Below are 25,427 nucleotides of genomic sequence, written 5' to 3' on the forward strand. Positions count from 1 at the left end.
CTCCCGGGGGGCGCACACCGCGTTCGCGCCCCCCGGGAGCCGGGTCAGTCCTCGTGCCCCAACTGGAGGTCACGCTCGGTGCGCCCGCCGCCGGCGACCTGGAGGACGGTGGCCACCGGCGGGTACCCGGCGGCGATGACGGTGTACTCGCCGGAGGAGAGATCGACGAACCGGAACGTCCCGTCTGGGCCGGTGGTGAGGGTGTCCACGACGTTGCCGGCCGCGTCGAGGAGGGTCACGCGCGCGTCCTCGACGGCCCGTCCGCCGCCGGCCCGCACGGTGCCGCGCAGGACGGCGCCGCCCGCCAGCTCGACGTCCTGCCGGGTCTCCCGGGCCGCCTGCACGCTGACCGGCAGCGCCGCGGGCCGGAAGGCGGGCGCGCTGGCCGCCAGCGTGTACTCGCCGGCGACCAGTTCGGTGATCAGGTAGCCGCCCTCGCGCCCGCTGCGGGTGGTGGCGACGACCTCGCCGTGCACGTTGGTGAGGGTGACGGTGGCGTCCCGCACCGGGGAGCCGTCGGCGGTCAGCACGGCACCGGCGAGGCGCCCCGCGCCGCCGAGCACGACGTCGAGTTCGACCGGCCGTTCGCCGACGGTCACGGAGACGGCCTGCGGCTGGTGGCCGCCCGCGGCGGCGATCAGGACGTACGAGCCGACGCCCGGCGTGGACAGCGCGTACCGCCCGTCGTCGCCGCTCGCGCCCCGCCCGATCTGCTGTCCGGCCACGTCGATGAGGGTGAGGGCGGCGCGGGGCACCACGGTGCCGTCGGGGTGCTGCACGGTGCCGCAGACGGGGATCCCGGCGGCGTAGGGCGAACGGGCCTGCGGGATGGGAGCGGTCACCGGCGCGGTCTCCTGATCGGGGGCGGGGGCGTTGTGGGACACCAGGGGTTTCTCCTTGAGGAAGAAGGCGATGAGCAGGCCGAGCGCGAGCACCGGGACGAGATAGAGGAAGATCCGGGGCATCGCGTCGGCGTAGGCGCGGATGTAGGCGTCGCGCAGCGCCGCGGGCAGGGCGTGCACCAGCTGCGGGGTGAGCGACTCGGGGTCCGGCAGCTGCGTGCCGTCCCGCGCGGGCAGGCGGTCGCTCAGGGCGTCGCCGAGCCGGCCGGCGAAGAGGGTGCCGAAGACGGCGGCGCCGACGCTGCCGCCGATCTGCCGGAAGTAGTTGTTGGCGCTGGTCGCGGTCCCGAGGTCGGCGGGGCGCACGGAGTTCTGCACGGCCAGGACCAGGACGGGCATCACCATGCCGATGCCCGCGCCGAGGACGGCCATCCAGATGCTGTAGTGCAGCCGGGGGGTGTCGATCTCCAGCCGGGACAGCAGCCACATGCCGACCACCGACAGGACGCCGCCGAGGATGGGGTGGATCTTGTAGCGGCCGGTGTGGCTGATGAGCTGCCCGGAGATGATCGAGGCGCCGACGATGCCGCCCATCATGGGCAGCATCAGCAGGCCGGACTCGGTGGCGCTGGCCCCGTCGACCATCTGCAGGAAGGTCGGCAGGTAGCTGGCGGCGCCGAACAGGGCGACGCCGACGACCAGGCCGACCAGGCCGGTGACGTCGAAGACGGAGTCCCGGAACAGTCTGAGCGGGATGAGGGGTTCGGCGGCGAAGTGTTCGGCGACGAGGAAGAGGACGGTGGCCGCCGCCGCGCCCGCGCCGAGGCCGAGGATCTGGCGCGAGCCCCAGGCGTACTCGGTGCCGCCCCAGGTGGTCAGCAGCACCAGGCAGGTGGAGGCGACGGCGAGCAGCAGCGCGCCCAGCACGTCGAGCCGGGCGCGCACCCGCTGCTTGGGGAGTTTGAGGACGACGGTGATGACGGCCAGGGTGACCAGGCCGAAGGGCACGTTGAGGTAGAAGCACCAGCGCCAGGAGAGGTGGTCCGTGAAGTAGCCGCCGAGGAGCGGTCCGGCGACCGAGGCGAGGCCGAAGGCGGCGCCGATCAGGCCCATGAACCGGCCGCGTTCGCGGGGCGGCACGATGTCCGCGATGATCGCCTGCACGCCGATCATCAGCCCGCCGGCTCCGACGCCCTGGACGGCGCGGAAGGCGATCAGCTGGTCCATGCTCTGCGCCCGTCCGGCCAGCGCGGAGCCGAGGACGAAGACGAGGATGGCGAACTGGAAGACGGCCTTGCGGCCGAAGAGGTCGCCGAGCTTGCCGTAGATCGGCAGCCCCACGGTGGACGTGAGCAGATACGCGGTGATCGCCCAGGACATCTTGTCCAGGCCGTGCAGTTCTCCGACGATCTTCGGCAGCGCAGTGGCGACGATCATCTGCTCCAGGGCGGCGAGGAGCAGGGCGAGCATCAGCCCGAGGAAGACCAGCCGGATGCGGCTCCTGCTCAGCCCGGGGGCAGGGGCGGGCGCCGGGGCCACGGTCGCAGGTACCACAACCGACTCGACCCGTTCGTGCTCGACCCGCTCGTGCTCGACCCGTTCGTGCTCGACCCGTTCGTGCTCGACCGGCTCGTGCTCCACCGGGTCGTGCTCCATCAGAGTCGTCCCGCCCACGTACCGCTCCCCTCGTCGCGCTGCCACACAATTCCCGCGTGAGGCGACAACTGCGAGCAAGCGCGACGAGTTACGGAATCATGCCGGGCGGCCCGGAGATCCACTCGAACCGGTGAGGAGGCCAACGCCCCTTCACGGTCTGCTTCTTGGGTTACTTCTCGACCTCGGCGGCGAGCTTGGCGAGCATCGCGTCGTAGATCCGGCCCAGACCCTTGGGCGCGAAGGTCTTCTCGAAGAAGCCGCCGATGCCGCCGGCGCCGGTCCAGGTGGTGGTCGCCACGACCCGGGACCTGCCCTCGCCCGCCGGGGTGACCCGCCAGACGGTGACCATCGAGGAGTTGCGGTCCTTCTCGACCAGTTCGCCGTCGGTGGGCTCGGTGACCTCCAGGAGGCAGTCGCGGACGCGCTTGCTGGTGGCCTGGAGCTTCCAGTGGACGAGGGTGCCCTCGCCGTCGCCGCCCTCGCGCACCTCGTACTCGCTGAACTGCTCGGGCAGCATGTTCGCGCGCGTGCCGCGGTAGTCGGCGAGAGCGTCGAACACCGTCTCCGCGTCCGCCGCGACGACCCGCTCCGTAGTGGCCTCGACCTGCGCCATTGACTTCCTCCAGGACCTGAGTTCTCGGGATCGGGGCAAGCCAACCACCCCGGTCCCCGGCCACCAAATCGGGGTGCCGGAAGCGCTCGGAAACCACCCCCGCACGATCATGCGAACGAATGTTCTATTCTGGGGCCAGCGCTACCGAGGAGGCGTGATGCGCTGGGAGAACCTCACAGTGGAGCCGGCACAGCCCGTGCACGGCAGGGCCGACGCCGCCGCGGCGCTTGGGGTGACTCCTCGGTAGTCGGTCCACGACCGGCACGCAGTGACCATGGACTTCAGCCAGTCCTCATCCGGCTCCCGCTCGGAGAACGCAACGGACATACGCAGGTTGGCCACAGCGAAGGCATCGATCGCCCTCGGATCGGCCCGGCGCCATGCCGCCAACTGTGCCGCCCACTTCTCCGCGCTCGCGGGACTGTGGCCAGATGCGATGAGCTGGACAACCAGAAGCGCAGGGTCGATGAACCCGGCTCCTCTGGTCGGCCATGCCCAATCCAAGACCTTCACGCGCCGGCCCTGAACCATCATGTTGTCCGGATTGATGTCCGTGTAGAGCAGCGAGTCACCTTGGAACAGCTCAGCTTCCGAGGTGTCTGAGGCGAACCGATCCCACCGGGTTTCAGCCCAGTTTCGGGCAATCTCTGGAAGCGGCAGCCGGCCGACCTGCGCAAGTGCGTCCATGACCAAAGGAAGATCCGTCGAGTCAGGTGTGAAGTCCGCCGCTCGAGCCTCGACAACCTCGAAGCCCAGGATCAGCCAGTCTTCTGCTTCCACGTCCCACAACAGGGGCGGAGAGATGTGCCCAAGATAGGCGTTGATCTTCCTCTCCCTGACAAGAGACTTCCGCCGGCCACCGGGCCGATTGCGCATGGCCTTCACGAAGAAAGGACCCTTCGCGCAATCAACGATGGCCGTCAGGTCCGAACTATTCCCCTGTTCGGTCCGGCTGATCTCGGTAACCGGACCAGTGTAATCCTGGATCAGAGGAACGATTTCTGACGCTGGACTATCGGTGCGCATGTGCCTCTCAGTTCCTCGGAGTACATGAACTGCCCGGGAATCCGGGCGAGCACCCGTCGTCGTTGTCGTCCTCTTCTTCGTCGTCGTCACCACCGAAGGCGGGTGACACGGTGCCGCGTTCGAGGACAGCAGCGTTCGCGGCCAACATGGCAGGGCTGCTGAGGATATTGGCCAGGGCCGACGTCAGGACGTTGCCAGCGTCGAGCCAGCCCGAAAACACGCACGGGCTCACTGTACGGTCTGGGCTGATCGGCGCTCGGTTCACACCACACCGGCCGCAAAGACCGGCCACGTCCGGCGCATCGCCGTTGCTGCCACGGCCGAAGGGGCGCACACGGTCACTGCGGATACGCTGGACGCCAATGGCTCGCAGTTCGTTTACGGTCTCCGTGATGTCCTGGTCCGGCTGACTCCGGACCATCGATACCCGGATCGGGACCCCGGCCTTCACGGCCCATTCGATGTTCGCACGGGTCCGAGCGTGCGTCGGTCGGCTGGTGACGGCGTTGTGGTCGTCAGCCCAGTGAGAGTAGTAGGACGTAGCGAGACCGGCCCCGGTGCGCAGGAGCACACCCCACCACTCAGGGGTCATGTGTACAAGGTTGCTGTAGACCTCGACCTTCAGGCCAAGTCGCGACGCGTACTCGACGAGAGCGGGGGCTTCGGGGTGCATCGTTACCTCACCCCCGGTTAACTGAACGCCGGTCACGCCGGCCGCATGTGCCTGGTCGAGCACTCGGCGCCAGTCGTCGGCGGTCATCGTGCCGTGTGTACCCTCGGGCCCTGACTCGTTGTAGCAGTGCGTGCAGGAGAGTTGGCACTTCCGGGTCAGGTCGAGCCACAGGAATCGTGGAGTGCCGGCCGCCTGGAGAGTCGGCGCTTCTGCGATGACGGTCATTCGCTTACCTCTCGTTCGTCGTTGCCGATTGGAGGTGATGCGCTGTACAGCCCTCCTGTCGGTCTTCCGGCCCGCGGAAGACCGACAGAGCGAGCAGTCCCCCTGCCCGGAGTCGAACCGGAGGCCGGGTACCTGACGCGGCCGTTCGACTTGCAGCGATACGGCACCTGCTCTGCCACTGAGCTACAGGGGGCGGTTACCTACTGCTATGCCGGGACCTCTTTCCAGCACTCAAGGCACGTATAGACCTTTCCGTCCGGGGACAGAGCCATCGGATAACCGTGACAGGTCGTTTGATCCTCACCGACGTTGTTGGATGGCCCGCCCCCTGCCTCGCCATGCTAGAGACCAGAGGCGGCATTTAAACCCCGCCCATCCGCCACAGGGGAGACAGCCGGACGGGGACTTTCAGGACGCTGACGGGAGTGCAGCGGGCCGACCGCACCGGCACTTGCACTCCCGTCGCGCCCACCGCGCGCCGGACGCACGGTCGCCCGGTCCGCGGGCCTGTGGGGATCAGACCGCAGGCCGGGGTGTCACGGCCCGGGACCGGTCCACGACCGTGCGCGGGTCGTCCGGGTGACCACGCTGCACATGCAGGTACATCCCAATCACCACGGCCTCCCCCGCCTCAGCATCCCCCGCTTCAAGGGCTTCGGTCAGTCCGGTGCGGAGCGAGCAGCAGACGCGGCAGGTGTCCGGATTGACCAGACCGAGACGGGGCGTCGTGAGGTCACGAAGCAGCATTCCCGCCCCCATGACGCAGGCATTCCGCGAACGGGCACGGGGGCGCAGCGCCGAGCGGGAAGGCGATTACGCCGGACGCCACATCAAGCTGCCCGCCGTACGCCTGCCACCACTCACCCTCTGACGGATCTTCTGACGCGTCAACGAGGCCGACCAACTCGGGGGATGGAAGGTCCGCCTGACGGTCACTCAGAGTCGATTCGGGGATCGTCACTTCCTCCCCCGCTTCTTCCAGTCGTGTGGATGCCGGCCGATCTCCACTGCCAGATCCTTACCGTGCGACGGATCGCAGGCAGGGCTTCCCTGCTTCATCGCTTGGATCCACTGCTTCACCAGCGCACCGCATACGTCGCATCCCGGCGTTGCGACAGGAGGCGTAGCGGTGGGTGGGTCAGTCAGTTCTACGGGATCTTGTAGCGCTCTTGCCTGTGCCATACCGGCACCTCCGCCGTGGGGTCACACGACGAAGGCAGGTACGCACGGCGAGGAGATTCCACTAAGTTCTACAAGGTTCTATGCGACTTCAGTCGAGAGAGTCAATCGCTGCCGAGATGCGTCCCCGAGCGTCAGCGCCGAAGAGTGCAAGCGACTTCATCTCTTCAAAGGCACGCTCGTACATCGAGATCTCACCCGGCGCCGTAACGGTGACTGCGGCCGTCAGGAGTTCGACGGATACCCGGTCCTCGTCAAACAGCGTGAACGTCTCTACCGTCCACATGCCCCGTTCGCGTCCCGCGGGGATGATGCCGACAGACACAGACGGCAGCGCCATGACGGAGAGCAGGTACCCGAGTTGCCCCGCCATTACGGCCGCGTCTCCGACGACGTGGCGGAGTACGGACTCCTCAAGTAGGAATGCGAATCGATGGTTCCCCTCGCGGATGATGTGGGATCGCTCGACACGGGCAACCGCTGCGTCATCGACGTCCTCCGGCGTTCCGTGGACGCGTGCGATGTTCCCCAGAAGCGCAGCGGCGTACTCGTAGGTCTGAACGAAGCCAGGTATCACGCTGGAGCTGTAGACGCGGAACGTCCGCGTGCGCTCGTACAGCGGGATCCTGGACTCCTGGAGCCGTCGAAGGCCGCTTCGCTGCACACGGCGCCACTCGACGTACATGGAGTCGGCTGTGCGGTTGGCGGCAAGGAGATCCGGGATCTTGTCTTCAGCTCCGCAGGCCATGCACCACGCGCGGATGTCGTCGTCGGACGGGGGCGTCGTCGCGCTCTGGAGGCGCGACACTTTCGACGGCAGCCAGCCAGCCCGAGCGGCAACCTCCCTACCCGTCAGCCCCGCGTCACGTCGCAACTCCCGGAGTTTTTCCGCGATGGCACGGCGCGCCTCGTCAAGAGCAGCAGAAGGGTAGGGAGATTGCATCGGCTGGTGTGCTCAGATCTGGTAGTCGTCGTGACGGATGGCACGGGACCATACCGCCTCGAAGGCTTCAGCATGCCGCTTCACAACGTCGGGGGCATCCTCCATCACGTCTTCTAGGAACCACCCGTCACCTGCGAACAGGCTAAACCGGATCAGTCGGTCATCGAAGATCCACAGATCGTTGCCAGGAAGCAGGAGATCGGACGCCAGACGCCGGGGAAGCCACCGGACTTCTTCGCCGGCCGCGATGTTCTGCGGCGTGCACGTGTGCTCGTAACGGATGTACTCACTTACCGGCTCCGAGACGACGCGGGCACGACGCATGACGACTCCCCGTACCACGGCGTCGGCTACAGCGTCATGGAAGCCGTTCCACCACGACGAGCGGTCGTTGATGTCGTACCTCCAACCGCCTCGCCATGCAGCGAAGTCGGCGTCCTCCTCGGCCACGCCGTAGACGTCTCGCATCTCCAGGTGAACGGCGGACGACCGGCATCCCGCGAGCAGTTCAGCGAACGGCGTCACCCTCTGCGGCATCACACGCCTCCCTGATCTGTTGCACCATGCGAGCGGGCAGCCTGACGACCCCCTCCGTATCGGGGATCGGCCCTGTCAACAGGCACTGTGCCCGGAGTGCGTCATCCGCCGTCCACCCCTGGAACACGAGCTCCCGTTTGTCCTCGTCGAACCACACCGTCGGGCAGTGGTCTCCGTTCGTCTCGGGGTCCTTCCCGAATGATCGTAAAGCCACGATGACCTCCATTGTCCCGCAGATTGCGCAATGTTCTACGAGAATTGCGCCAAGGCGTGCAGTAGTCAAGAGGGCGTAGAGCAACGCGAGCGGCTACGACCGAATCTTGGCGGGCTGCACGGAGCACAACGCAAAAAGCCCCCGCCGGGTGATCCCTGGCGGGGCTGTGTTGTGGTCAGTCGTCGCGTACTCCGCAGTCACAGTCCCAGTAGTAACGGCCGCCCTTGCGAACCTTGCACTCCGGAGTGTGGCGGAGGACGTCGGCGGTACTCTCCGCGACCTGCGTCACCATAGGGGCCGCCGTGTCTTCAATGGTGTCCGTCTCATACCCGGGGAAGGCGTTCGCCTGAACCGCGAGCGCCTTAACTAGGCCCTCACGGGCACAGGGCGTGCATGTCATCGCGATCCGGGCCCGCTCGATCATCAACCGGGTGCCTGGCGCCTCGCACATGCCCTTCGAGTGGACCGTCAACCCGTATCGCGGTTGCGCGCACGCATGTGTGTACTGCTTCGCCCGCAAGACCCACAGCTACCTGGACCTCGACACGGGGACCGGCTTCGACACCCAGATCGTGGTCAAGGTGAACGCGCCGGAGCTGCTGCGCCGCCAGCTCGGCTCCGCGCGCTGGCAGGGCGAGCACATCGCGATGGGCACGAACGTCGACTGCTACCAGCGGGCCGAGGGCCGCTACCGGCTGATGCCGGGCATCATCGCCGCGCTGCGCGACCACGCGAACCCCTTCTCGATCCTGACCAAGGGCACCCTGATCCTGCGCGACCTCGACCTGCTCAAGCAGGCGGCGGAGGTCACGGACGTCGGCATCTCCGTCTCCGCCGGCTTCATCGACCCCGGCCTGTGGCGCACCGTGGAGCCGGGCACGCCCGCGCCCGAACGCCGCCTGGACGTGGTGCGGACCCTCGGCGAGCAGGGCATCGGCTGCGGCGTGCTGATGGCACCGGGGGTCCCATTCCTCAGCGACCACCCGGCCCAGCTCCGGGCCACGGTGCGGGCGATCGCGGCCGCCGGGGCGACCTCCGTCACCCCGCTCGTGCTGCATCTGCGGCCGGGAGCCCGTGAGTGGTTCATGGCCTGGCTCGGGCAGCACCACCCGCACCTGGTGCGCCGTTACGAGCGGCTGTACGCGGAGGGTGCCTACGCGCCGAAGTGGTACCAGCGCCGGATCACCCGTCAGGTGCACGAACTGGCCCAGGAGTACGGCATCGGCCCCACCCGGCCGGGCATGCCGCGCCGCGTCCGGCCGCCGGAGCCCGTGCCGCCGCCGGCCCACGGACCGGAGGCGGCCGAGCCGGTCCAGCTCACGCTGATCTGAGAGCGTTCGAGCGCATCCCACGACCCAATTGGGTCAAGTATCGCCCTAACAGGTTCTTCCGGACGTCCTCTCCGGGACGATGCGGCGAGGACCGCGACCCTCGCGGTCCGACCCCCTCCGTCCTGGGAGGACGCAATGAGAACACGCGCAGCCGTGCTGTGCGGTGCCGCCGCCGTCGTCGCCGGATCGCTCACGGCCCACCCCGCGGGCGCGAGCGCCCGGCAGGCCGCGACGGCCGCTTCCGTCGCCCGGCCGGCGAGCGTCACGTGGAAGAAGTGCGGCACCGCCGACTATCCGACACTCCAGTGCGCGTCCCTGGAGGTGCCCCTCGACCACGCGCACCCGCAGGGCAGGCGGATCACGCTCGCGCTCTCCCGCGTCCCGCACACCGCCCAGACCTACCAGGGCCCGCTGCTGGTCAACCCGGGCGGTCCCGGTGGCAGCGGCCGGACGCTCGCCGGGTTCGTGGCGTCCGCGCTGCCCAAGGCGGTGGCGGCCCAGTACGACGTGATCGGCTTTGACCCGCGCGGCGTCGGCCGGAGCGCGCCCGCGCTGGACTGCCACCCCGGTCACTTCGACCCGGTGCGCCCCGACTCCGTGCCGGGCACGCCCGCGATCGAGAAGGCCAACCTCACGCGCGTGCAGGAGTTCGCCGCCGACTGCGGCAAGAAGTACGCGGACGTGCTGCCGTACATCGACACTGTGAGCGCCGCACGGGATCTGGAGACGGTCCGGCAGGCCCTCGGCGCGCAGCGGATCAACTACTTCGGCTACTCGTACGGCACCTACCTGGGCGCGGTCTACGCGAAGCTGTACCCCCAGCGGGTGCGCCGCCTGGTCCTGGACTCGATCGTCGACCCGACCGGTGTCTGGTACAGGGACAACCTCAGGCAGGACGTCGCCTTCAACGACCGCCACCGCGCCCTGATGGCCTGGATCGCCCGGCACGACGGCGCCTACCGGCTGGGCACGGATCCCGCGGCGGTCGAGGCCAAGTGGTACGCGATGCGGGCGGCGCTGGCCGCGAGGCCGGCAGGCGGCAAGGTCGGCGCCGCCGAGCTGGAGGACATCTACATGCCGGGCGGCTACTACGACGGCTACTGGCCCTATCTCGCCGACGCGTTCTCGGCGTACGTGAACGGCAAGAAGACTGACCCGCTGGTCAAGGCGTACGGCAACTTCGCGGCCGTCGACCGCTCCGGAGACAACGGCTTCAGCGTCTACTCGTCGGTGCAGTGCCGCGACGCCCTCTGGCCGCGCGACTGGGACCGGTGGCGCCGGGACACCTGGGCGGTGTACGACAAGGCGCCGTTCACGGCCTGGAACAACACCTGGTACAACGCGTCGTGCGCCTTCTGGCCCACGGCCCCCCGGCAGGCGGTGGACATCGCCAACGGAGAGCTGCCGCCGGCGCTGCTGTTCCAGGCGACCGACGACGCGGCCACCCCGTACGAGGGCGGTGTGACGGTCCATCGGCTGCTGCGCGGCTCCAGCCTGGTGGTCGAGCGGGGCGGCGGCAACCACGGCATCACGCTGAGCGGGAACACCTGCCTCGACGACCATCTGACCAGGTATCTGACCGACGGCACGGTGCCGCACGGGGCCGGCACGGCGGACGCGGAGTGCGAGCGGACGCCCGACCCCGAACCGCTGACCACCAAGGAGGCGCCCGTCACGTCCGGCGGCGCGGCCCTGCACGGTCTGCTCGGCTTCCGCGGCTGAGCGCCGCACGGGCGGGCGGCCCCGGGGCGTTGTCACAGGCGTGGGCCATCATGGACGCATGACCGAGCCGATCAGGATTCCCGCTCCCGCCGGGGTCGCGCCCGCCGCCCAGTACAGCCATGTCGTGGCCGCCACCGGCCGGTTCGTCGCCGTCTCCGGCCAACTCGCCCTGGACGGGGACGGCGAACTCGTGGGCGCGGGCGACCCGGCGGCCCAGGCCCGCCAGGTGTTCGAGAACCTGCGGCGCTGTCTGGCCGCCGCCGGAGCGGACTTCACGGACGTCGTCAAACTCACCTACTTCGTCACGGACATGGCCCACATGCCCGCGATCCGTGCCGCCCGCGCGGCGCACATACCCGACGACCGGCTCCCGGCTGCCTCCGCCGTGCAGGTGGCCGCGCTGGTGCGCCCGGAGTTCCTGATGGAGGTCGAGGCGCTCGCGGTGGTGGGCGGGTGAGCGTGCCACTGGTGCGGTCCATGGAGTGGGCCGACTGCGACCGTGTCGCGGAGATCCGTGTGCACGGCTGGCAGCGCGCCTACCGGGGTCTCATGCCGCAGGCTCATCTCGACGCGCTCAGCGTGCGGGCGGACGCCGATCGGCACCGCGCCCGCCTGGGCGCCGGGGCGGGCCCGGTGGTGAACCTGGTCGCCGAACAGGACGGCGAGGTCGTCGGCTGGGCGGCGCACGGCCCGTACCGGGACGGTGAAGTGCGCACCGCCGACGCCGAGTTGTACGCGTTGTACGTCGATCCCGGGCGGCTGGGGAGCGGGGTCGGGCGGGCGCTGCTCGCGGAGTCCGTCGGGCAGCGCGCGGTGGCGGGCCACCCCCGGATGTTCCTGTGGGTGCTCAAGGAGAACGCGCCCGCCCGGGGCTTCTACCAGCGGTGCGGGTTCCAGGCCGACGGCGCGGAGGAGCCCTTCGACGTGGACGGCGTGCCGGTGCCCGAGGTGCGCTACGTGAGGACGCTGACCGGCTGACCGGGCGTCACCGTCTGCCGGGGATCCGGGCCAGGGCGTGCACCGCGGCCTCGGCGAGCGCCGGATGGGCCAGGGCCTCGTTGAGCACGCGCCGGGCGCGGGCGTCCCCGAGCGTCCCGAGCCCTTCCACGCAGGCGAGGGCCACCCGCCGGTAGGGATCGTGCGGGCGCAGTCGCCGCTCCAGGGTGGTGATCAGCGCGGGTACGGACTCGGGGGCGCGCAGCCGTACCAGGAGCCGGACCGGGTACAGCGCGTAGGCGACGCGCAGTTCGTTGGTGGCGAGGGCCGCGGCGGCACGGGCGGTGCGCGGGTCGCGGAGGCGGGCGAGGGCGTGGGCGGCGGAGGCGCAGCGCGGCGGGTCCCGGTGGTTGAGCAGCAGCACGAGCGTTTCGAAGGCCCGCCGGTCGCCCGCCACACCCAGCCGGAACGCGGCCAGTTCCCTGGCCCAGAGCGGCTGCCCGGCCGCGACGAGCACCTGAGCCAGTTCGTCGTCGTCGTCCGTCGCGGCCAGCCGCTCGTACGCCGCCGTCCCCCGCGACTCCTGCCGTAAGCGCTCCGTGAGCAATCGCAACTCTTCGTCCACGTGCTCCAGGTTAGGGGGCGCCATCGGCACCCTGAAAGGGAGCGCTCGCACGGGGCGCGAGCCGGTACCGTCCGCGGCGCCGGCCCGTCCCCGAAGGGGGTGTGCGGACCGACGCCGGGCACGACTCCGCCGCGTCCCGGGGGCGCGGAGCGGTATCGTCCGCGGCTCCGCCCCGCGGGCGCCAGGCCACCCAGCACCCGCAGCGGAACGACAAGGACGACGCGCCCCCGCGGAGCGAAGAGGCTAGCGCGCTCGTTACCCACCGGTTAAGCTCAGACGAGCGAGTGACACTCGCGCTTCCGTTCGCGACGGTCTGGTGACGCGGCCGTCGTGGGCGCAGGTCGATCCGGTACCCCGTGTACCGCAGTACGACCCGGCTTCGGGACAGAGCCGGTCGGTCCGGCCGCCCCCGGGCGTCTTCGCCCGCGGCGACGGCACCGGGCGTGATGCGCGCCCGCAGTCCGACAGCACCCGACTTCCTTCCGTACCCCGTCCGCTCTCGTGCGCACCGGGCGCGATCCCCCGTCGTCACCCTCATTCATCCCTGGAGTCCCGCGATGGCCACTCCCCCGCCCGACACCCCTCTGTCCCCACTCAGGATCGTCGCCGTCATCGGCCTCGGCACCATGGGCACCGGCATCACCGAGGTGCTCGCGAAGGCCGGCCGCGACGTCGTCGGCATCGACGTCAGCGAGGCCGCCGCCGCCACCGCCCAGGCCGCCCTGGAGTCCGCGACCGCGCGGGCGGTGCTGCGGGGCCGGCTGAGCGAGCCGGAGCGCGCGGCCGCGCTCGCCCGGGTCCGCACCACCACCGACCTGCGGGCCGCGGCCGACGCCGACCTCGTCATCGAGGTGGTCCCGGAGTCGTACGAGATCAAGCAGCAGGTCCTGCGCGAACTCGACGGCATCGTGCGGCCCGACGCGATCCTGGCGACGGGCACCAACGCCCTGTCGGTGACCCGGCTGGCCGCCGACTCGGCCCGCCCGGAACGCGTGCTCGGCCTGCACTTCTTCAATCCGGCGCCCGCGATGCGGCTGGTCGAGGTCGTCTCGTCGGTGCTGACGGCACCGCAGGCCGTCGCCGCGGTCACCGACCTCGCGGTCGAGCTGGGCAAGGAACCGGTGGCGGTCGGCGACCGCCCGGGCTTCGTCGCGGACGGCCTGCTGTTCGGTTACCTCAACCAGGCCGCCGCCATGTACGAGTCGAAGTACGCCTCCCGCGAGGACATCGACGCCGCGATGCGGCTCGGCTGCGGGCTGCCGATGGGCCCGCTGGCCCTGCTCGACCTCATCGGCATCGACACCGCGCGCACCGTCCTGGAGGCCATGTACGCCGCCTCCCGGGACCGGCTGCACGCCCCCGCGCCGATCCTCAAGCAGCTCAGCGAAGCGGGCCTGGCCGGCCGCAAGGCGGGCCGCGGCTTCTACACCTACGAGGCCCCGGGCAGCGCCTCGGTGGTGCGGGACGCGCTGACCCCGCTGGAGGGCGCCCTGCTCACCCCGGGCCGCCCGGTCGGCTCGATCGGTGTCGCCGGTTCCGGCACCATGGCCTCGGGCATCGCCGAGGTGTTCGCCAAGGCCGGGTACGACGTGGTCCTCGTCGCCCGCGGCGAGGAGAAGGCACGGGCGGCCCGGGCACGGGTCGGGAAGTCGCTGTCCCGGTCGGTCGACAGGGGACGGCTGACGGCCGAGGCGGCGGCCCGGACCCTGGACCGGATCACCCCGGCCGGGTCCTGCGACGCCTTCGTCGACGTCGATCTGGTCGTGGAGGCCGTCGCGGAGAACCTGGAGGTCAAGCAGCAGTTGTTCGCGACGCTTGACAAGGTCTGCCGGCCGGGCGCGGTGCTGGCCACCACCACGTCGTCGCTGCCCGTCATCGCCTGCGCGCGCGCCACCTCACGCCCGCAGGACGTGATCGGCATGCACTTCTTCAACCCGGCGCCGGCCATGAAACTGGTCGAGGTGGTCCGTACCGTGCTGACGGCGGACGACGCCCACGCCACGGTCCGGGAGGTGTGCGCCACCGTAAAGAAGCATCCGGTCGACTGCGGGGACCGGGCCGGCTTCATCGTGAACGCGCTGCTGTTCCCGTACCTCAACAACGCGATCAAGATGGTGCAGGAGCACTACGCCTCCCTCGACGACATCGACGCGGCGATGAAGCTGGGCGGCGGCTATCCGATGGGCCCCTTCGAACTGCTGGACGTGGTCGGCCTGGACGTCTCGCTGGCGATCGAGAAGGTCCTGCACCGCGAGTTCCGCGACCCGGGGCTGGCCCCGGCCCCGCTGCTCGAACACCTGGTGGCCGCGGGCTGCCTCGGCCGCAAGACCGGCCGCGGCTTCCGCGAGCATGCCCGCCGCTGAACGTCCCGGCGACCGGCGGAGCGGGCGCGCGCGGACCGGGACGGACGCCTGGTGCGGCCTGCTCCGCTCCCTGCCGACCCCGCCCCCGAAGGGCGGGGGAAATCCCGGTCATGCGCGCCACGCTGCATACATGCAGTACGTTCGGGGCATGTCCCAGCCCGCCAAGTCCTCACGTACACCAGCTACGACCGACGCGCCGGAGAGTGCCACCGGCTCCCGTTCCGCCGCCCAGCGGCTCAAGATGCGCAGGGAACTGGCGGCCGCGGCGATGGAACTGTTCGCGACCAAGGGCTACGAGGCGACCACCGTCGACGAGATCGCCGCCGCGGCCGGAGTCGCCCGCCGCACCTTCTTCCGGCACTTCCGTTCCAAGGAAGAGGCGATCTTCCCCGACCACGACGACACGCTGATCCGGGCGGAGGCCGTGCTCAACGCGGCCCCCGCGCACGAGCACCCGCTCGACACCGTGTGCCGCGGCATCAAAGAGGTCATGCGGATGTACGCGGCCCAGCCGGCGATCTCGGTCGCCCGCTACAAGCTCACGCGCGAGGTGCCCACCCTGCGCGAGGCCGAGATCGCGACGGTGGCCCGCTACGAGCGCCTGTTCACCCGTTACCTCCTCGGCCACTTCGACGAGCACGCGCACGAGGACGACGCCAACGACGACCCGCTGCTGGCGGAGGTCGCCGCGTCCGCCGTGGTCACCGCCCACAACCACGTGCTCAGGCGCTGGCTGCGGGCCGACGGCCAGGGCGATGTCGAGGCCCAGCTCGACCACGCCTTCGCGATCGTCCGCAGAACCTTCGCCTCGGGCATCGGCGCGGGCCGGACGGCGGTTCCCCCGTCGGCCGACGCGCCCGCGGCCGTCTCCTCACAGGGCGAGGTGCTGGTGACGGTCGCCCGCACCGACGCCTCGCTGGACGAGGTCATGCGGACCATCGAGAAGGCCCTGAAGGACCGCTGAGCGGGCGGGCCCGGACCGGCCCGCGATTCCTCCCGTGAGAACGGCCACCCCCACCGGGTGGCCGTTCTCGCCATGTCCGGGCAGTTTTGTCCCGCGGATTCCACGGCTCCTGGGGCCTGTCGCGGGGCATTCGATCGATCATCGCTCATCTGTTGCGTAAAGAATTCATCTGAGAGCAATTTCTGGCACCCAGTGCCTTGTCACGTGACACGCGGTGTCATACCTTGGAGGAGTCCGGGCGGCCGGAGTGCACAGACCGTTGGCACACCGACTGTCCCCGCGGGCCGCGGCCCGCGCGCCCGGACGCCTGCGTCACAGGCAACCTCCCGCGCCACCAAGCGCTGCCGAAGCACCACCCCCGCCGAACCGACGGCACCTTTCCACCCCATCCGCAGCAGCACCGACGCACCCCTCAGCGTCCCGCCCCCTCAGGGCGCCCACCGCAGGAGGCACCACCGTGACCGTGAAGGACATCCTGGCCGCGATACAGTCCCCGGACGCCACGCCCGCCGACTTCGCCGCCCTGCCGCTCCCCGAGTCGTACCGCGCGATCACCGTGCACAAGGACGAGACGGACCTGTTCACCGGGCTCGCCACCCGCGACAAGGACCCGCGCAAGTCCCTCCACCTGGACGAGGTCCCGGTGCCCGAGCTGGGCCCGGGCGAGGCCCTGGTGGCCGTCATGGCCTCCTCGGTCAACTACAACTCGGTGTGGACCTCGATCTTCGAGCCGCTGCCGACCTTCGGGTTCCTGGAGCGCTACGGCAAGCTCTCCGAACTGGCCGCCCGGCACGACCTGCCGTACCACGTCATCGGCTCCGACCTGGCGGGCGTCGTGCTGCGCACCGGTCCCGGCGTCAACGCCTGGAAGCCCGGGGACGAGGTCGTCGCCCACTGCCTCTCCGTCGAGCTGGAGTCCTCCGACGGCCACAACGACACGATGCTCGACCCCGAGCAGCGCATCTGGGGCTTCGAGACCAACTTCGGCGGCCTCGCCGAGATCGCCCTCGTCAAGTCCAACCAGCTGATGCCCAAGCCGGACCACCTGAGCTGGGAGGAGGCCGCCGCCCCCGGCCTGGTCAACTCCACCGCCTACCGGCAGTTGGTGTCCCGCAACGGCGCCGCCATGAAGCAGGGCGACAACGTCCTGATCTGGGGCGCCAGCGGCGGCCTCGGCTCGTACGCCACCCAGTTCGCGCTGGCCGGCGGCGCCACCCCCGTCTGTGTCGTCTCCTCCCCGCGGAAGGCGGAGATCTGCCGGGCCATGGGCGCCGAGGCGATCATCGACCGCAACGCCGAGGACTTCCGCTTCTGGAAGGACGGGCACACCCAGGACCCCCGGGAGTGGAAGCGGTTCGGCAAGCGCATCCGCGAACTCACCGGCGGCGAGGACGTCGACATCGTCTTCGAACACCCGGGACGCGAGACCTTCGGCGCCTCCGTCTACGTCACCCGCAAGGGCGGCACGGTCGTCACCTGCGCCTCCACCTCGGGCTACACCCACGAGTACGACAACCGCTATCTGTGGATGTCGCTGAAGCGGATCATCGGCTCCCACTTCGCCAACTACCGCGAGGCATGGGAGGCCAACCGGCTCGTCGCCAAGGGAAAGATCCACCCGACGCTCTCCCGGGTCTACCCCCTGGAGGAGACCGGCCAGGCCGCCCACGACGTCCACCGCAACGCCCACCAGGGCAAGGTCGGCGTGCTGTGCCTGGCCCCCGAGGAGGGCCTGGGCGTCCGCGACGCGGAGCTGCGCGCCCGGCACGTCGACGCCATCAACCGCTTCCGGAACGTCTGAGAGGCGCACATGAGCGAGCGTCAGCCGCGGGAACCGCGGCAGAAGGACCGGCCGTGGCTCATGCGGACCTACGCGGGCCACTCCACGGCCGAGGCGTCCAACGAGCTGTACCGGCGCAACCTCGCCAAGGGCCAGACCGGTCTGTCCGTCGCGTTCGACCTGCCGACCCAGACCGGCTACGACCCCGACCACGTCCTCGCCGCCGGCGAGGTCGGCAGGGTCGGCGTGCCCGTCGCGCACCTCGGCGACATGCGCCGCCTGTTCCAGGACATCCCGCTGGAGCGGATGAACACCTCGATGACCATCAACGCCACGGCCATGTGGCTGCTGGCGCTGTACCAGGTCGTCGCCGAGGAGCAGGGCGCGGACATCACCAAGCTCCAGGGCACGACCCAGAACGACATCGTCAAGGAGTACCTGTCCCGCGGGACCCATGTCTTCCCGCCGGGGCCCTCGCTGCGGCTGACCACCGACATGATCGCGTACACGGTCTCCCGCATCCCGAAGTGGAACCCGATCAACATCTGCAGCTACCACCTCCAGGAGGCCGGGGCCACGCCGGTGCAGGAGATCGCCTACGCCCTGTCCACCGCGATCGCCGTCCTCGACGCCGTGCGCGACTCGGGGCAGGTGCCCCGCGAGCGCATGGGCGAGGTGGTGGCCCGCATCTCCTTCTTCGTGAACGCGGGCGTCCGCTTCATCGAGGAGATGTGCAAGATGCGGGCGTTCGGCCGCATCTGGGACCGCATCACGCGGGAGCGCTACGGCATCGAGGACCCAGGTCAGCGGCGCTTCCGGTACGGCGTTCAGGTCAACTCCCTGGGCCTGACGGAGGCCCAGCCCGAGAACAACGTGCAGCGGATCGTGCTGGAGATGCTGGCGGTGACGCTGTCCAAGGACGCACGCGCGCGTGCCGTGCAGCTCCCGGCCTGGAACGAGGCGCTGGGCCTGCCCAGGCCCTGGGACCAGCAGTGGTCGCTGCGCATCCAGCAGGTCCTCGCGCACGAGAGCGACCTGCTGGAGTACGACGACCTCTTCGAGGGCTCGCACGTCGTCGAGGCGAAGGTCGCCCAGCTCGTCGAGGAGTCCTCGGCGGAGATCGAACGGATCCAGGACATGGGCGGCGCGCTGGCGGCCGTGGAGTCCGGCTACCTGAAGTCGCGGCTCGTGGCGTCCCACGCCGAGCGCCGGGCCCGGATCGAGTCGGGCGAGGACCAGATCGTCGGCGTCAACGTCTTCGGGACGACCGAGCCGAGTCCGCTCACCGCCGACCTGGACACCGCGGTCCAGACGGTCGACCCGGCGGTCGAGGCCCGGGTCGTCGACTGCCTGCGCCACTGGCGCGACACGCGCTACCAGCCGCCGTTCAACCACCCGCGCCCGTGCAAGGCGCTGGAGTGGCTGAAGGAGGCCGCCAAGAGCGGCGACAACCTCATGGAGGCCACCCTGGAGTGCGCCCGCGCGGGGGTCACGACCGGCGAGTGGGCCGGAGCGCTGCGCGAGGTGTTCGGCGAGTTCCGGGCACCGACCGGGGTCTCCTCCGCACCGGTGGCCGTGCCCGCCGAGGAGGGCTCCGCACTGGCCGGCGTCCGCGCCAAGGTGGCGGCCACCGCCCGCGACCTGGGCACCGGCAAGCTGCGCTTCCTCGTCGGCAAACCCGGTCTCGACGGGCACTCCAACGGCGCCGAGCAGATCGCCGTGCGGGCCAGGGACGCCGGGTTCGAAGTGGTCTACCAGGGCATCCGGCTCACCCCGGAGCAGATCGTGGACGCGGCCCTCGCCGAGGACGTGCACGCGGTCGGCCTGTCCGTCCTGTCCGGTTCGCACGCCCGGCTGGTGCCGGACGTGCTGGAGCGGCTGCGCCGGGCCGGCGCAGCCGACATCCCGGTGATCGCCGGCGGGATCATCCCGAGCGGTGACGCCGAGCGGCTGCGGGCCGCCGGAGTGGCCGCGGTCTTCACCCCGAAGGACTTCGACATCACCGGGATCATCGGCCGTATCGTCGACGAGATCCGCAGAGCGAACAACCTCGACCCCCTGGAGGTCCCCGCATGACCACGCCCGCCCGCCCGTCGCCGGCCACCGCCCCCGCGACGAACGGCTCCGCCGCGCACCTGCCCGGCCGGCTGCGCCCGCGGCGCTCCTGTCTCGCGGTCCCCGGGAGCAACCCCCGCTTCCTGGAGAAGGCCCAGGGCCTCCCCGCCGACCAGGTGTTCCTGGACCTGGAGGACGCGTGCGCGCCGCTCGCCAAGCCCGAGGCGCGGCACACCATCGTCAAGTTCCTCAACGAGGGCGACTGGACGGGCAAGACACGGGTCGTGCGGGTCAACGACTGGACGACCGAGTGGACGTACCGGGACGTCGTGACGGTCGTCGAGGGCGCCGGGGCGAACCTGGACTGCATCATGCTGCCGAAGGTGCAGAACGCCGAGCAGATCGTGGCGCTGGACCTGCTGCTCACCCAGATCGAGAAGACGATGGGCTTCGAGGTGGGCCGCATCGGCATCGAGGCGCAGATCGAGAACGCACAGGGCCTCAACAACGTCAACGAGATCGCCGCGGCCAGTGGGCGCATCGAGACGATCGTCTTCGGCCCCGCCGACTTCATGGCGTCGATCAACATGAAGTCGCTGGTCGTGGGCGAGCAGCCGCCCGGCTACCCGGCGGACGCCTACCACTACATCCTGATGAAGATCCTGATGGCGGCCAGGGCGCACGACGTCCAGGCGATCGACGGCCCCTACCTGCAGATCCGCGACGTGGACGCCTTCCGCGAGGTGGCCGGCCGTGCCGCCGCCCTCGGCTTCGACGGCAAGTGGGTGCTGCACCCCGGCCAGGTCGACGCCGCCAACGAGGTTTTCTCGCCCTCCCAGGAGGACTACGACCACGCCGAGCTGATCCTGGACGCCTACGACCACTACACGTCCGAGGCGGGCGGCAAGAAGGGTTCCGCGATGCTCGGCGACGAGATGATCGACGAGGCGAGCCGCAAGATGGCGCTGGTCATCGCGGGCAAGGGCCGGGCGGCCGGCCTGCGGCGCACCAGCTCCTTCGAGGTCCCGGAGGTCTGACGGCCATGCAGTTCGGACGCGTCTACGAGGAGTTCGAGGTCGGGGCGGTGTACAAGCACTGGCCGGGCAAGACGGTCACCGAGTACGACGACCACCTCTTCTGCCTCCTCACCATGAACCACCACCCGCTGCACCTGGACGCCAACTACGCCGGGACGACGACGGACTTCGGCAAGAACGTGGTCGTGGGCAACTACGTCTACTCGCTGCTGCTCGGCATGTCGGTGCCGGACGTGTCCGGCAAGGCGATCGCCAACCTGGAGATCGAGTCGCTGCGGCACGTGGCGCCGACCTTCCACGGCGACACGGTCTACGGAGAGACGACCGTGCTCGACAAGTGGCTGTCCAAGTCGAAGAACGACCGGGGCATCGTGCACGTCGAGACCAGGGGCTACAAGCAGGACGGCACGCTGGTGTGCGTCTTCCGCCGCAAGGTCATGGTGCCCACCGAGGCGTACGTCAAGGAGCGCGGCGGGGAGCAGCCCGGCCGCCCGGAGCCGACCGCACCCGCGCAGAAGACGGAGAAGTAGCGATGGCCCGTCTCGCCCAGACCGCCGGTCTCAGCGACGTCCAGCAGGAGATCGTGTCCACCGTCCGCGACTTCGTGGACAAGGAGATCCTCCCGGTCGCGACCGAGCTGGAGCACCGCGACGAGTATCCGCAGCAGATCGTGGACGGCCTGACGGAGCTGGGGCTGTTCGGGCTGATGATCCCCGAGGAGTACGGGGGCCTGGGCGAGTCGCTGCTCACCTATGCCCTGTGCGTCGAGGAGATCGCCCGGGGCTGGATGTCGGTGTCCGGCATCATCAACACCCACTTCATCGTGGCGTACCTGCTCAAGCAGCACGGCACGCGGGAGCAGCGGGAGCACTTCCTGCCGCGGATGGCGGCCGGCGAGGTCCGCGGCGCCTTCTCCATGTCGGAGCCGGGCCTCGGCTCCGATGTCGCGGCGATCACCTCGAAGGCGGTCAGGGAGGGCGAGGAGTACGTCCTGACCGGTCAGAAGATGTGGCTGACCAACGGCGGTACGTCGTCGCTCGTGGCGGTCCTGGTCCGCACCGGGGAGGAGGCGTCCGCGGGGCCGGCCACGGCACCGCACAAGTCGATGACGGCCTTCCTCGTGGAGAAGGAGCCCGGCTTCGGCGAGGTCCGGCCCGGCCTGACGATCCCCGGCAAGATCGAGAAGATGGGTTACAAGGGCGTCGACACCACCGAGCTGATCATGGACGGGCTGCGGATCCCGGCCGATCGGGTGCTCGGCGGTGTCACCGGCCGAGGTTTTTACCAAATGATGGACGGAGTGGAGGTCGGCCGCGTCAACGTGGCGGCGCGGGGCTGCGGTGTCGCCCAGCGCGCCTTCGAACTCGGGGTCGCCTACGCCCAGCAGCGGCACACCTTCGGCAAGCCGATCGCCCAGCATCAGGCCATCCAGTTCAAGCTCGCGGAGATGGCCACGAAGGTCGAGGCGGCCCACGCCATGATGGTCAACGCCGCCCGTAAAAAGGACTCGGGCGAACGAAACGACCTGGAGGCGGGCATGGCGAAGTACCTTGCCTCCGAGTACTGCAAGGAGGTCGTGGAGGACGCCTTCCGCATCCATGGCGGCTACGGCTTCTCGAAGGAGTACGAGATCGAGCGGCTCTACCGGGAGGCACCCATGTTGCTGATCGGTGAGGGCACCGCCGAAATCCAGAAAATGATCATCGGGCGGAGGTTGCTCGAAGAGTATCGAATCCAGGGCTGATTGTCCGAGTACGGGGCGTTTTCTTCGAGAAGAAGATCACACCCCGTCAACGGTCTTCGGCCGCCGACTCGGCTTCCTGGCTTGCCCAGTTGTGGCCCACGACCGGTACGATCCCGGGAAAGCCGCCGTCCCCCGATCGAAGCGCGGCATCATTCGCTACGAAGGTCATCCATGCCCCACAGCCAAACCTCTGCACCACGCGACAGCCTGGTCGGCGTACGCCTCGCGCGCGGAGCATCGCCGTGGCTCCTCCCGACCGTCGCCACCGCAGCCCTCAGCCTGGTCCGCGCCCGTCGCTCCGGCGCCGCCAAGGCCGTGGCCGTGCCCGCCACCGCGCTCGCGGCGGGCATGTTGTGGTTCTTCCGCGACCCCGAGCGCGAGATCGCCACGGGCCGGGTCATCTCCCCCGCAGACGGTGTGGTGCAGAGCATCATGCCGTGGAAGGACGGGCGCACCCGCGTCGCGATCTTCATGAGCCCGCTCAACGTCCACGTGAACCGTGCACCGCTCTCCGGCACCGTCACGTCGGTCGAACACATCCCCGGAGGCTTCGTTCCCGCATTCAACAAAGAAAGCGAGAACAACGAGCGCGTAGTCTGGCATTTCGACACCGAACTCGGCGACATCGAGATGATCCAGATCGCAGGCGCGGTGGCCCGTCGCATCGTGCCCTACGTCCCGCAGGGCACGAAGGTCGAGCAGGGCGACCGGATCGGTCTGATCCGCTTCGGCTCGCGTGTCGATCTCTACCTGCCCGAGGGCATGGAGGTCGCGGTCGAGGTCGGACAGAAGACCGTGGCTGGGGTGACTCGCATTGACCGTGGTTGATCCGGAGACACAGGCGGGCTGGGTGCCCGAGGCCGAGGCGGCCGACGAAGAGGAGGAGATGCCTCTCTCGCTCCGCCTCTCAATAGCGGACACCCTCACCCTCGGCAACGCGACGTGCGGCTTCATGGCGGTGTACTTCACCACCACCGGCATCCTGATCCCGCACCTCACCGGCAGCCAGGAGAACGGCATGGCCCGCCACAGCGCGGCCACGGCGGTCATCCTGATGCTCTGTGCCGCCGTCTTCGACCTGTTCGACGGCCTGGTGGCACGCAAGCTGCGCTCCTCCCCGATGGGCGCGGAACTGGACAACCTCTCGGACCTGATCAGCTTCGGCCTGGCGCCCGCGTACTTCGTCCTGGTGTACGGCATGGTCGCGGACGACGCGCACCAGCGGATGGCGGCGCTGGGCGCGATCGTCGTCCTGCTGGCCGTGGTGCTGCGGCTGGCCCGCTTCTCCTGCGTGACGCCGACGAACGGCATGTTCCAGGGCATGCCGAGCCCCTTCGGCGCGCTGACCGTGGTCTCCATCGTCCTGCTGGAGCTGCCCTTCGTGGCGACGCTCCTCGCCATCCTGGGCACGGCCTGGCTGATGGTGAGCCGGGTGGAGTACCCGAAGCCGCGCGGCCGGCTCGCCGGGGCGATGCTGTCCTGGATCGTGCTGTCGATGGGCCTCCTGGCCGCCTGGGCGTTCGACGCGCCGAGCGGTCAGCTGCTGCTCCAGACCGGCTGCGCGCTCCAACTCGTCATGGGCGCGGTGATCCCCTTGTTCGCCACCGCCCGACGGGTGAACAACTTCCGCGACAACCGGCGCGAGGCACGCGCGGCCCAGTTGCCGTAGTAGCCGTAGCCGTACGGCGGCGAGGGCCCCGGACCGACGGTCCGGGGCCCTCGCCGTGTCCCGTGGGGTGCGGTCCGCGGTGTCAGGTCAGGAAGTCGTGGGCGATCCGGGCGGCGACCCGCTCCAGGATCGGACCCGCCTCGGCGATGCACCGCGCCACGTCCGGCTCGACCTCCGTCAACGGATACGCCCGCCGGATCCCCGCCTCCCCCAGCGCCTTCGGTGACAACGCCAGCCGGCCGCACACCGCGACCACTTCCCGGCCCGCCGCACGCGCCGCCGCGGCGACCCCCGCCGGAGCCTTGCCGTGCAGCGTCTGCTCGTCCAGCGAACCCTCACCCGTGATCACCAGAGCCGCCCGCTCCACCGCCGGCGCGAACCCCAGCACCTCCAGCATCACCTCGATACCGGGCCGGAACCGCGCCCCCAGCAGCAACGCCCCGAACCCGATGCCCCCGGCGGCACCCGCACCCGCCGAGGCCGCGAGCCCGGCCGCGCGCGGACCCACTGCCGCCTCCAGTACCTGCGCGTAACGCACCAGCGCGGCGTCCAGGACCGCCACGTCGTCCGGCGACGCCCCCTTCTGCGGCCCGTACACCGCCGCCGCGCCCTTCGGGCCGGTCAGCGGATTGTCCACATCGCTCGCCAGCACCAGCTCGACACCGGTCAGCCGCGCGTCCAGGCCCGACAGATCGGCCCGCGCCAGCCCCGCCAGTCCCTCACCGCCCGGCGCCACCGGCTCCCCCTCGGCGTCCAGGAACCGCGCGCCCAGCGCGGACAGCATCCCGGCCCCGCCGTCCGTCGTGGCACTGCCGCCCACCCCGAACACGATCCTCCGGGCACCCGCGTCCAACGCCGCCGCGAGCAACTCCCCCGACCCGTACGTCGACGCCGTCAGCGGCGCGAAGACCCCCGCGGGCAACCGTTGCAGTCCACTGGCCTCCGCCATCTCCACCACCGCGGTGCCACCACGTACCGCGAACGCCGCCGTCACCTCCTGCCCCAGCGGGCCGGCCACCCGCACCTCACGCCGCTCGAACCCGGCCGCCACCGCCGCGGCCACCGTCCCGTCACCGCCGTCCGCCACCGGCAGGGCCTCCACCTCCACCGCCGGCACCACCCGGCGCAGCCCCGCCGTCACCCGCTCGGCGACCTCCACGGCCGTCAACGAGCCCTTGAACTTGTCCGCGGCCACCAGCACCCGCCGGGTCCCGCCCACTACAGCCTCCGCCACTTGCCATCCCCTTGCTTCCCAGGCCCGCGCACGTCAGGCCAGTCGCGCCGCTGTGACCT

Annotated in this window: 21 protein-coding genes and 1 tRNA gene; 13 read left to right on the forward strand and 9 right to left on the reverse strand. The window is 70.2% G+C overall.

The window, feature by feature from the left end; all coding sequences use genetic code 11:
• Nucleotides 1-44: 44 nt before the first annotated feature.
• The 7 genes from ACFY2B_RS32365 to ACFY2B_RS32395 all read right to left on the reverse strand — a co-directional run bounded on the left by ACFY2B_RS32365 (nucleotide 45) and on the right by ACFY2B_RS32395 (nucleotide 7,694).
• Nucleotides 45-2,498, reverse strand: a complete 2,454-nt coding sequence (locus tag ACFY2B_RS32365) for an MFS transporter (RefSeq protein ID WP_390766692.1) — start codon at nucleotides 2,496-2,498, stop codon at nucleotides 45-47.
• Between the two features lie 169 nt (nucleotides 2,499-2,667).
• Nucleotides 2,668-3,111, reverse strand: coding sequence for an SRPBCC family protein (locus tag ACFY2B_RS32370; protein ID WP_376533177.1), 444 nt, complete (start codon nucleotides 3,109-3,111; stop codon nucleotides 2,668-2,670).
• Nucleotides 3,112-3,252: 141 nt separating this feature from the next.
• Nucleotides 3,253-4,137: a phosphotransferase gene (locus tag ACFY2B_RS32375; protein WP_390766625.1), complete on the reverse strand. Its 885-nt coding sequence runs from the start codon at nucleotides 4,135-4,137 to the stop codon at nucleotides 3,253-3,255.
• A 7-nt stretch (nucleotides 4,138-4,144) separates the two neighbouring features.
• Nucleotides 4,145-5,035: a radical SAM protein gene (locus ACFY2B_RS32380; RefSeq protein WP_390766626.1), complete on the reverse strand. Its 891-nt coding sequence runs from the start codon at nucleotides 5,033-5,035 to the stop codon at nucleotides 4,145-4,147.
• Nucleotides 5,036-5,132: 97 nt separating this feature from the next.
• A tRNA-OTHER gene (locus tag ACFY2B_RS32385) sits at nucleotides 5,133-5,228 on the reverse strand.
• Nucleotides 5,229-6,305: 1,077 nt separating this feature from the next.
• Nucleotides 6,306-7,157, reverse strand: coding sequence for a helix-turn-helix domain-containing protein (locus ACFY2B_RS32390; RefSeq protein WP_390766627.1), 852 nt, complete (start codon nucleotides 7,155-7,157; stop codon nucleotides 6,306-6,308).
• 12 nt (nucleotides 7,158-7,169) lie between these two features.
• The gene (locus ACFY2B_RS32395) at nucleotides 7,170-7,694 is read right to left on the reverse strand and encodes a DUF6879 family protein (protein ID WP_390766628.1); all 525 of its coding nucleotides are present in this window, start codon (nucleotides 7,692-7,694) and stop codon (nucleotides 7,170-7,172) included.
• 603 nt (nucleotides 7,695-8,297) lie between these two features.
• On the opposite strand from ACFY2B_RS32395, the gene ACFY2B_RS32400 reads away from it, so the two are divergent.
• From ACFY2B_RS32400 to ACFY2B_RS32415, 4 genes are all read left to right on the forward strand, one after another.
• Nucleotides 8,298-9,239 carry an Rv2578c family radical SAM protein gene (locus tag ACFY2B_RS32400; protein WP_390766629.1) on the forward strand — a complete coding sequence of 314 codons (942 nt, stop codon included), beginning with the start codon at nucleotides 8,298-8,300 and terminating at the stop codon, nucleotides 9,237-9,239.
• Nucleotides 9,240-9,374: 135 nt separating this feature from the next.
• Nucleotides 9,375-10,961: an alpha/beta hydrolase gene (locus tag ACFY2B_RS32405; RefSeq protein ID WP_390766630.1), complete on the forward strand. Its 1,587-nt coding sequence runs from the start codon at nucleotides 9,375-9,377 to the stop codon at nucleotides 10,959-10,961.
• A 58-nt stretch (nucleotides 10,962-11,019) separates the two neighbouring features.
• On the forward strand, nucleotides 11,020-11,418 hold the full coding sequence (locus ACFY2B_RS32410; protein ID WP_390766631.1) for a RidA family protein: 399 nt from the start codon (nucleotides 11,020-11,022) through the stop codon (nucleotides 11,416-11,418).
• Nucleotides 11,415-11,939, forward strand: coding sequence for a GNAT family N-acetyltransferase (locus ACFY2B_RS32415; RefSeq protein WP_390766632.1), 525 nt, complete (start codon nucleotides 11,415-11,417; stop codon nucleotides 11,937-11,939). Before ACFY2B_RS32410 ends, ACFY2B_RS32415 begins: the two co-directional genes overlap by 4 nt.
• A gap of 7 nt (nucleotides 11,940-11,946) precedes the next feature.
• Here ACFY2B_RS32415 and ACFY2B_RS32420 read toward each other — a convergent pair whose 3' ends face one another.
• A complete protein-coding gene (locus ACFY2B_RS32420; protein ID WP_390766633.1) occupies nucleotides 11,947-12,522 on the reverse strand; it encodes an adenylosuccinate lyase in 576 nt (191 codons plus the stop codon).
• Between the two features lie 557 nt (nucleotides 12,523-13,079).
• Between ACFY2B_RS32420 and ACFY2B_RS32425 the strand changes: the two genes are divergently transcribed.
• The 9 genes from ACFY2B_RS32425 to pssA all read left to right on the forward strand — a co-directional run bounded on the left by ACFY2B_RS32425 (nucleotide 13,080) and on the right by pssA (nucleotide 24,134).
• The gene (locus ACFY2B_RS32425) at nucleotides 13,080-14,885 is read left to right on the forward strand and encodes a 3-hydroxyacyl-CoA dehydrogenase family protein (protein WP_390766634.1); all 1,806 of its coding nucleotides are present in this window, start codon (nucleotides 13,080-13,082) and stop codon (nucleotides 14,883-14,885) included.
• A 130-nt stretch (nucleotides 14,886-15,015) separates the two neighbouring features.
• Complete coding sequence (locus ACFY2B_RS32430; protein WP_390766635.1) at nucleotides 15,016-15,849, forward strand: TetR family transcriptional regulator; 834 nt, start codon at nucleotides 15,016-15,018, stop codon at nucleotides 15,847-15,849.
• A 463-nt stretch (nucleotides 15,850-16,312) separates the two neighbouring features.
• Nucleotides 16,313-17,650: a crotonyl-CoA carboxylase/reductase gene (ccrA, locus tag ACFY2B_RS32435; protein ID WP_390766693.1), complete on the forward strand. Its 1,338-nt coding sequence runs from the start codon at nucleotides 16,313-16,315 to the stop codon at nucleotides 17,648-17,650.
• 9 nt (nucleotides 17,651-17,659) lie between these two features.
• Nucleotides 17,660-19,705, forward strand: a complete 2,046-nt coding sequence (locus tag ACFY2B_RS32440; RefSeq protein ID WP_390766636.1) for a protein meaA — start codon at nucleotides 17,660-17,662, stop codon at nucleotides 19,703-19,705.
• Nucleotides 19,702-20,721, forward strand: a complete 1,020-nt coding sequence (locus tag ACFY2B_RS32445; protein WP_390766637.1) for an HpcH/HpaI aldolase/citrate lyase family protein — start codon at nucleotides 19,702-19,704, stop codon at nucleotides 20,719-20,721. Before ACFY2B_RS32440 ends, ACFY2B_RS32445 begins: the two co-directional genes overlap by 4 nt.
• Before the next feature lie 5 nt (nucleotides 20,722-20,726).
• Entirely contained in the window at nucleotides 20,727-21,251 is a 525-nt protein-coding gene (locus ACFY2B_RS32450; protein ID WP_390766638.1) for a MaoC family dehydratase, read from the forward strand.
• 2 nt (nucleotides 21,252-21,253) lie between these two features.
• The gene (locus ACFY2B_RS32455) at nucleotides 21,254-22,465 is read left to right on the forward strand and encodes an acyl-CoA dehydrogenase family protein (RefSeq protein WP_390766639.1); all 1,212 of its coding nucleotides are present in this window, start codon (nucleotides 21,254-21,256) and stop codon (nucleotides 22,463-22,465) included.
• A gap of 171 nt (nucleotides 22,466-22,636) precedes the next feature.
• Complete coding sequence (locus ACFY2B_RS32460) at nucleotides 22,637-23,293, forward strand: phosphatidylserine decarboxylase (protein ID WP_376533166.1); 657 nt, start codon at nucleotides 22,637-22,639, stop codon at nucleotides 23,291-23,293.
• Nucleotides 23,280-24,134 carry a CDP-diacylglycerol--serine O-phosphatidyltransferase gene (pssA, locus tag ACFY2B_RS32465; protein ID WP_376533165.1) on the forward strand — a complete coding sequence of 285 codons (855 nt, stop codon included), beginning with the start codon at nucleotides 23,280-23,282 and terminating at the stop codon, nucleotides 24,132-24,134. Before ACFY2B_RS32460 ends, pssA begins: the two co-directional genes overlap by 14 nt.
• A gap of 82 nt (nucleotides 24,135-24,216) precedes the next feature.
• Here the strand turns inward: pssA and ACFY2B_RS32470 are convergent, their stop codons facing one another.
• Complete coding sequence (locus tag ACFY2B_RS32470; protein WP_390766640.1) at nucleotides 24,217-25,368, reverse strand: glycerate kinase; 1,152 nt, start codon at nucleotides 25,366-25,368, stop codon at nucleotides 24,217-24,219.
• Nucleotides 25,369-25,427 lie beyond the last annotated feature (59 nt).

Origin of the sequence: Streptomyces sp. NPDC001270 (assembly GCF_042896695.1) — a bacterium.
GTDB lineage: Bacteria > Actinomycetota > Actinomycetes > Streptomycetales > Streptomycetaceae > Streptomyces.

What these genes read in the sequence shown, in the direction of transcription:
- ACFY2B_RS32365 (WP_390766692.1), bottom strand. Translation starts at nt 2,498, where the DNA reads ATGGAGCACGACCCGGTGGAGCACGAGCCGGTCGAGCACGAACGGGTC.
- ACFY2B_RS32370 (WP_376533177.1), bottom strand. Translation starts at nt 3,111, where the DNA reads ATGGCGCAGGTCGAGGCCACTACGGAGCGGGTCGTCGCGGCGGACGCG.
- ACFY2B_RS32375 (WP_390766625.1), bottom strand. Translation starts at nt 4,137, where the DNA reads ATGCGCACCGATAGTCCAGCGTCAGAAATCGTTCCTCTGATCCAGGAT.
- ACFY2B_RS32380 (WP_390766626.1), bottom strand. Translation starts at nt 5,035, where the DNA reads ATGACCGTCATCGCAGAAGCGCCGACTCTCCAGGCGGCCGGCACTCCA.
- ACFY2B_RS32390 (WP_390766627.1), bottom strand. Translation starts at nt 7,157, where the DNA reads ATGCAATCTCCCTACCCTTCTGCTGCTCTTGACGAGGCGCGCCGTGCC.
- ACFY2B_RS32395 (WP_390766628.1), bottom strand. Translation starts at nt 7,694, where the DNA reads ATGCCGCAGAGGGTGACGCCGTTCGCTGAACTGCTCGCGGGATGCCGG.
- ACFY2B_RS32405 (WP_390766630.1), top strand. Translation starts at nt 9,375, where the DNA reads ATGAGAACACGCGCAGCCGTGCTGTGCGGTGCCGCCGCCGTCGTCGCC.
- ACFY2B_RS32410 (WP_390766631.1), top strand. Translation starts at nt 11,020, where the DNA reads ATGACCGAGCCGATCAGGATTCCCGCTCCCGCCGGGGTCGCGCCCGCC.
- ACFY2B_RS32425 (WP_390766634.1), top strand. Translation starts at nt 13,080, where the DNA reads ATGGCCACTCCCCCGCCCGACACCCCTCTGTCCCCACTCAGGATCGTC.
- ACFY2B_RS32430 (WP_390766635.1), top strand. Translation starts at nt 15,016, where the DNA reads ATGCAGTACGTTCGGGGCATGTCCCAGCCCGCCAAGTCCTCACGTACA.
- ACFY2B_RS32440 (WP_390766636.1), top strand. Translation starts at nt 17,660, where the DNA reads ATGAGCGAGCGTCAGCCGCGGGAACCGCGGCAGAAGGACCGGCCGTGG.
- ACFY2B_RS32445 (WP_390766637.1), top strand. Translation starts at nt 19,702, where the DNA reads ATGACCACGCCCGCCCGCCCGTCGCCGGCCACCGCCCCCGCGACGAAC.
- ACFY2B_RS32450 (WP_390766638.1), top strand. Translation starts at nt 20,727, where the DNA reads ATGCAGTTCGGACGCGTCTACGAGGAGTTCGAGGTCGGGGCGGTGTAC.
- ACFY2B_RS32455 (WP_390766639.1), top strand. Translation starts at nt 21,254, where the DNA reads ATGGCCCGTCTCGCCCAGACCGCCGGTCTCAGCGACGTCCAGCAGGAG.
- ACFY2B_RS32460 (WP_376533166.1), top strand. Translation starts at nt 22,637, where the DNA reads ATGCCCCACAGCCAAACCTCTGCACCACGCGACAGCCTGGTCGGCGTA.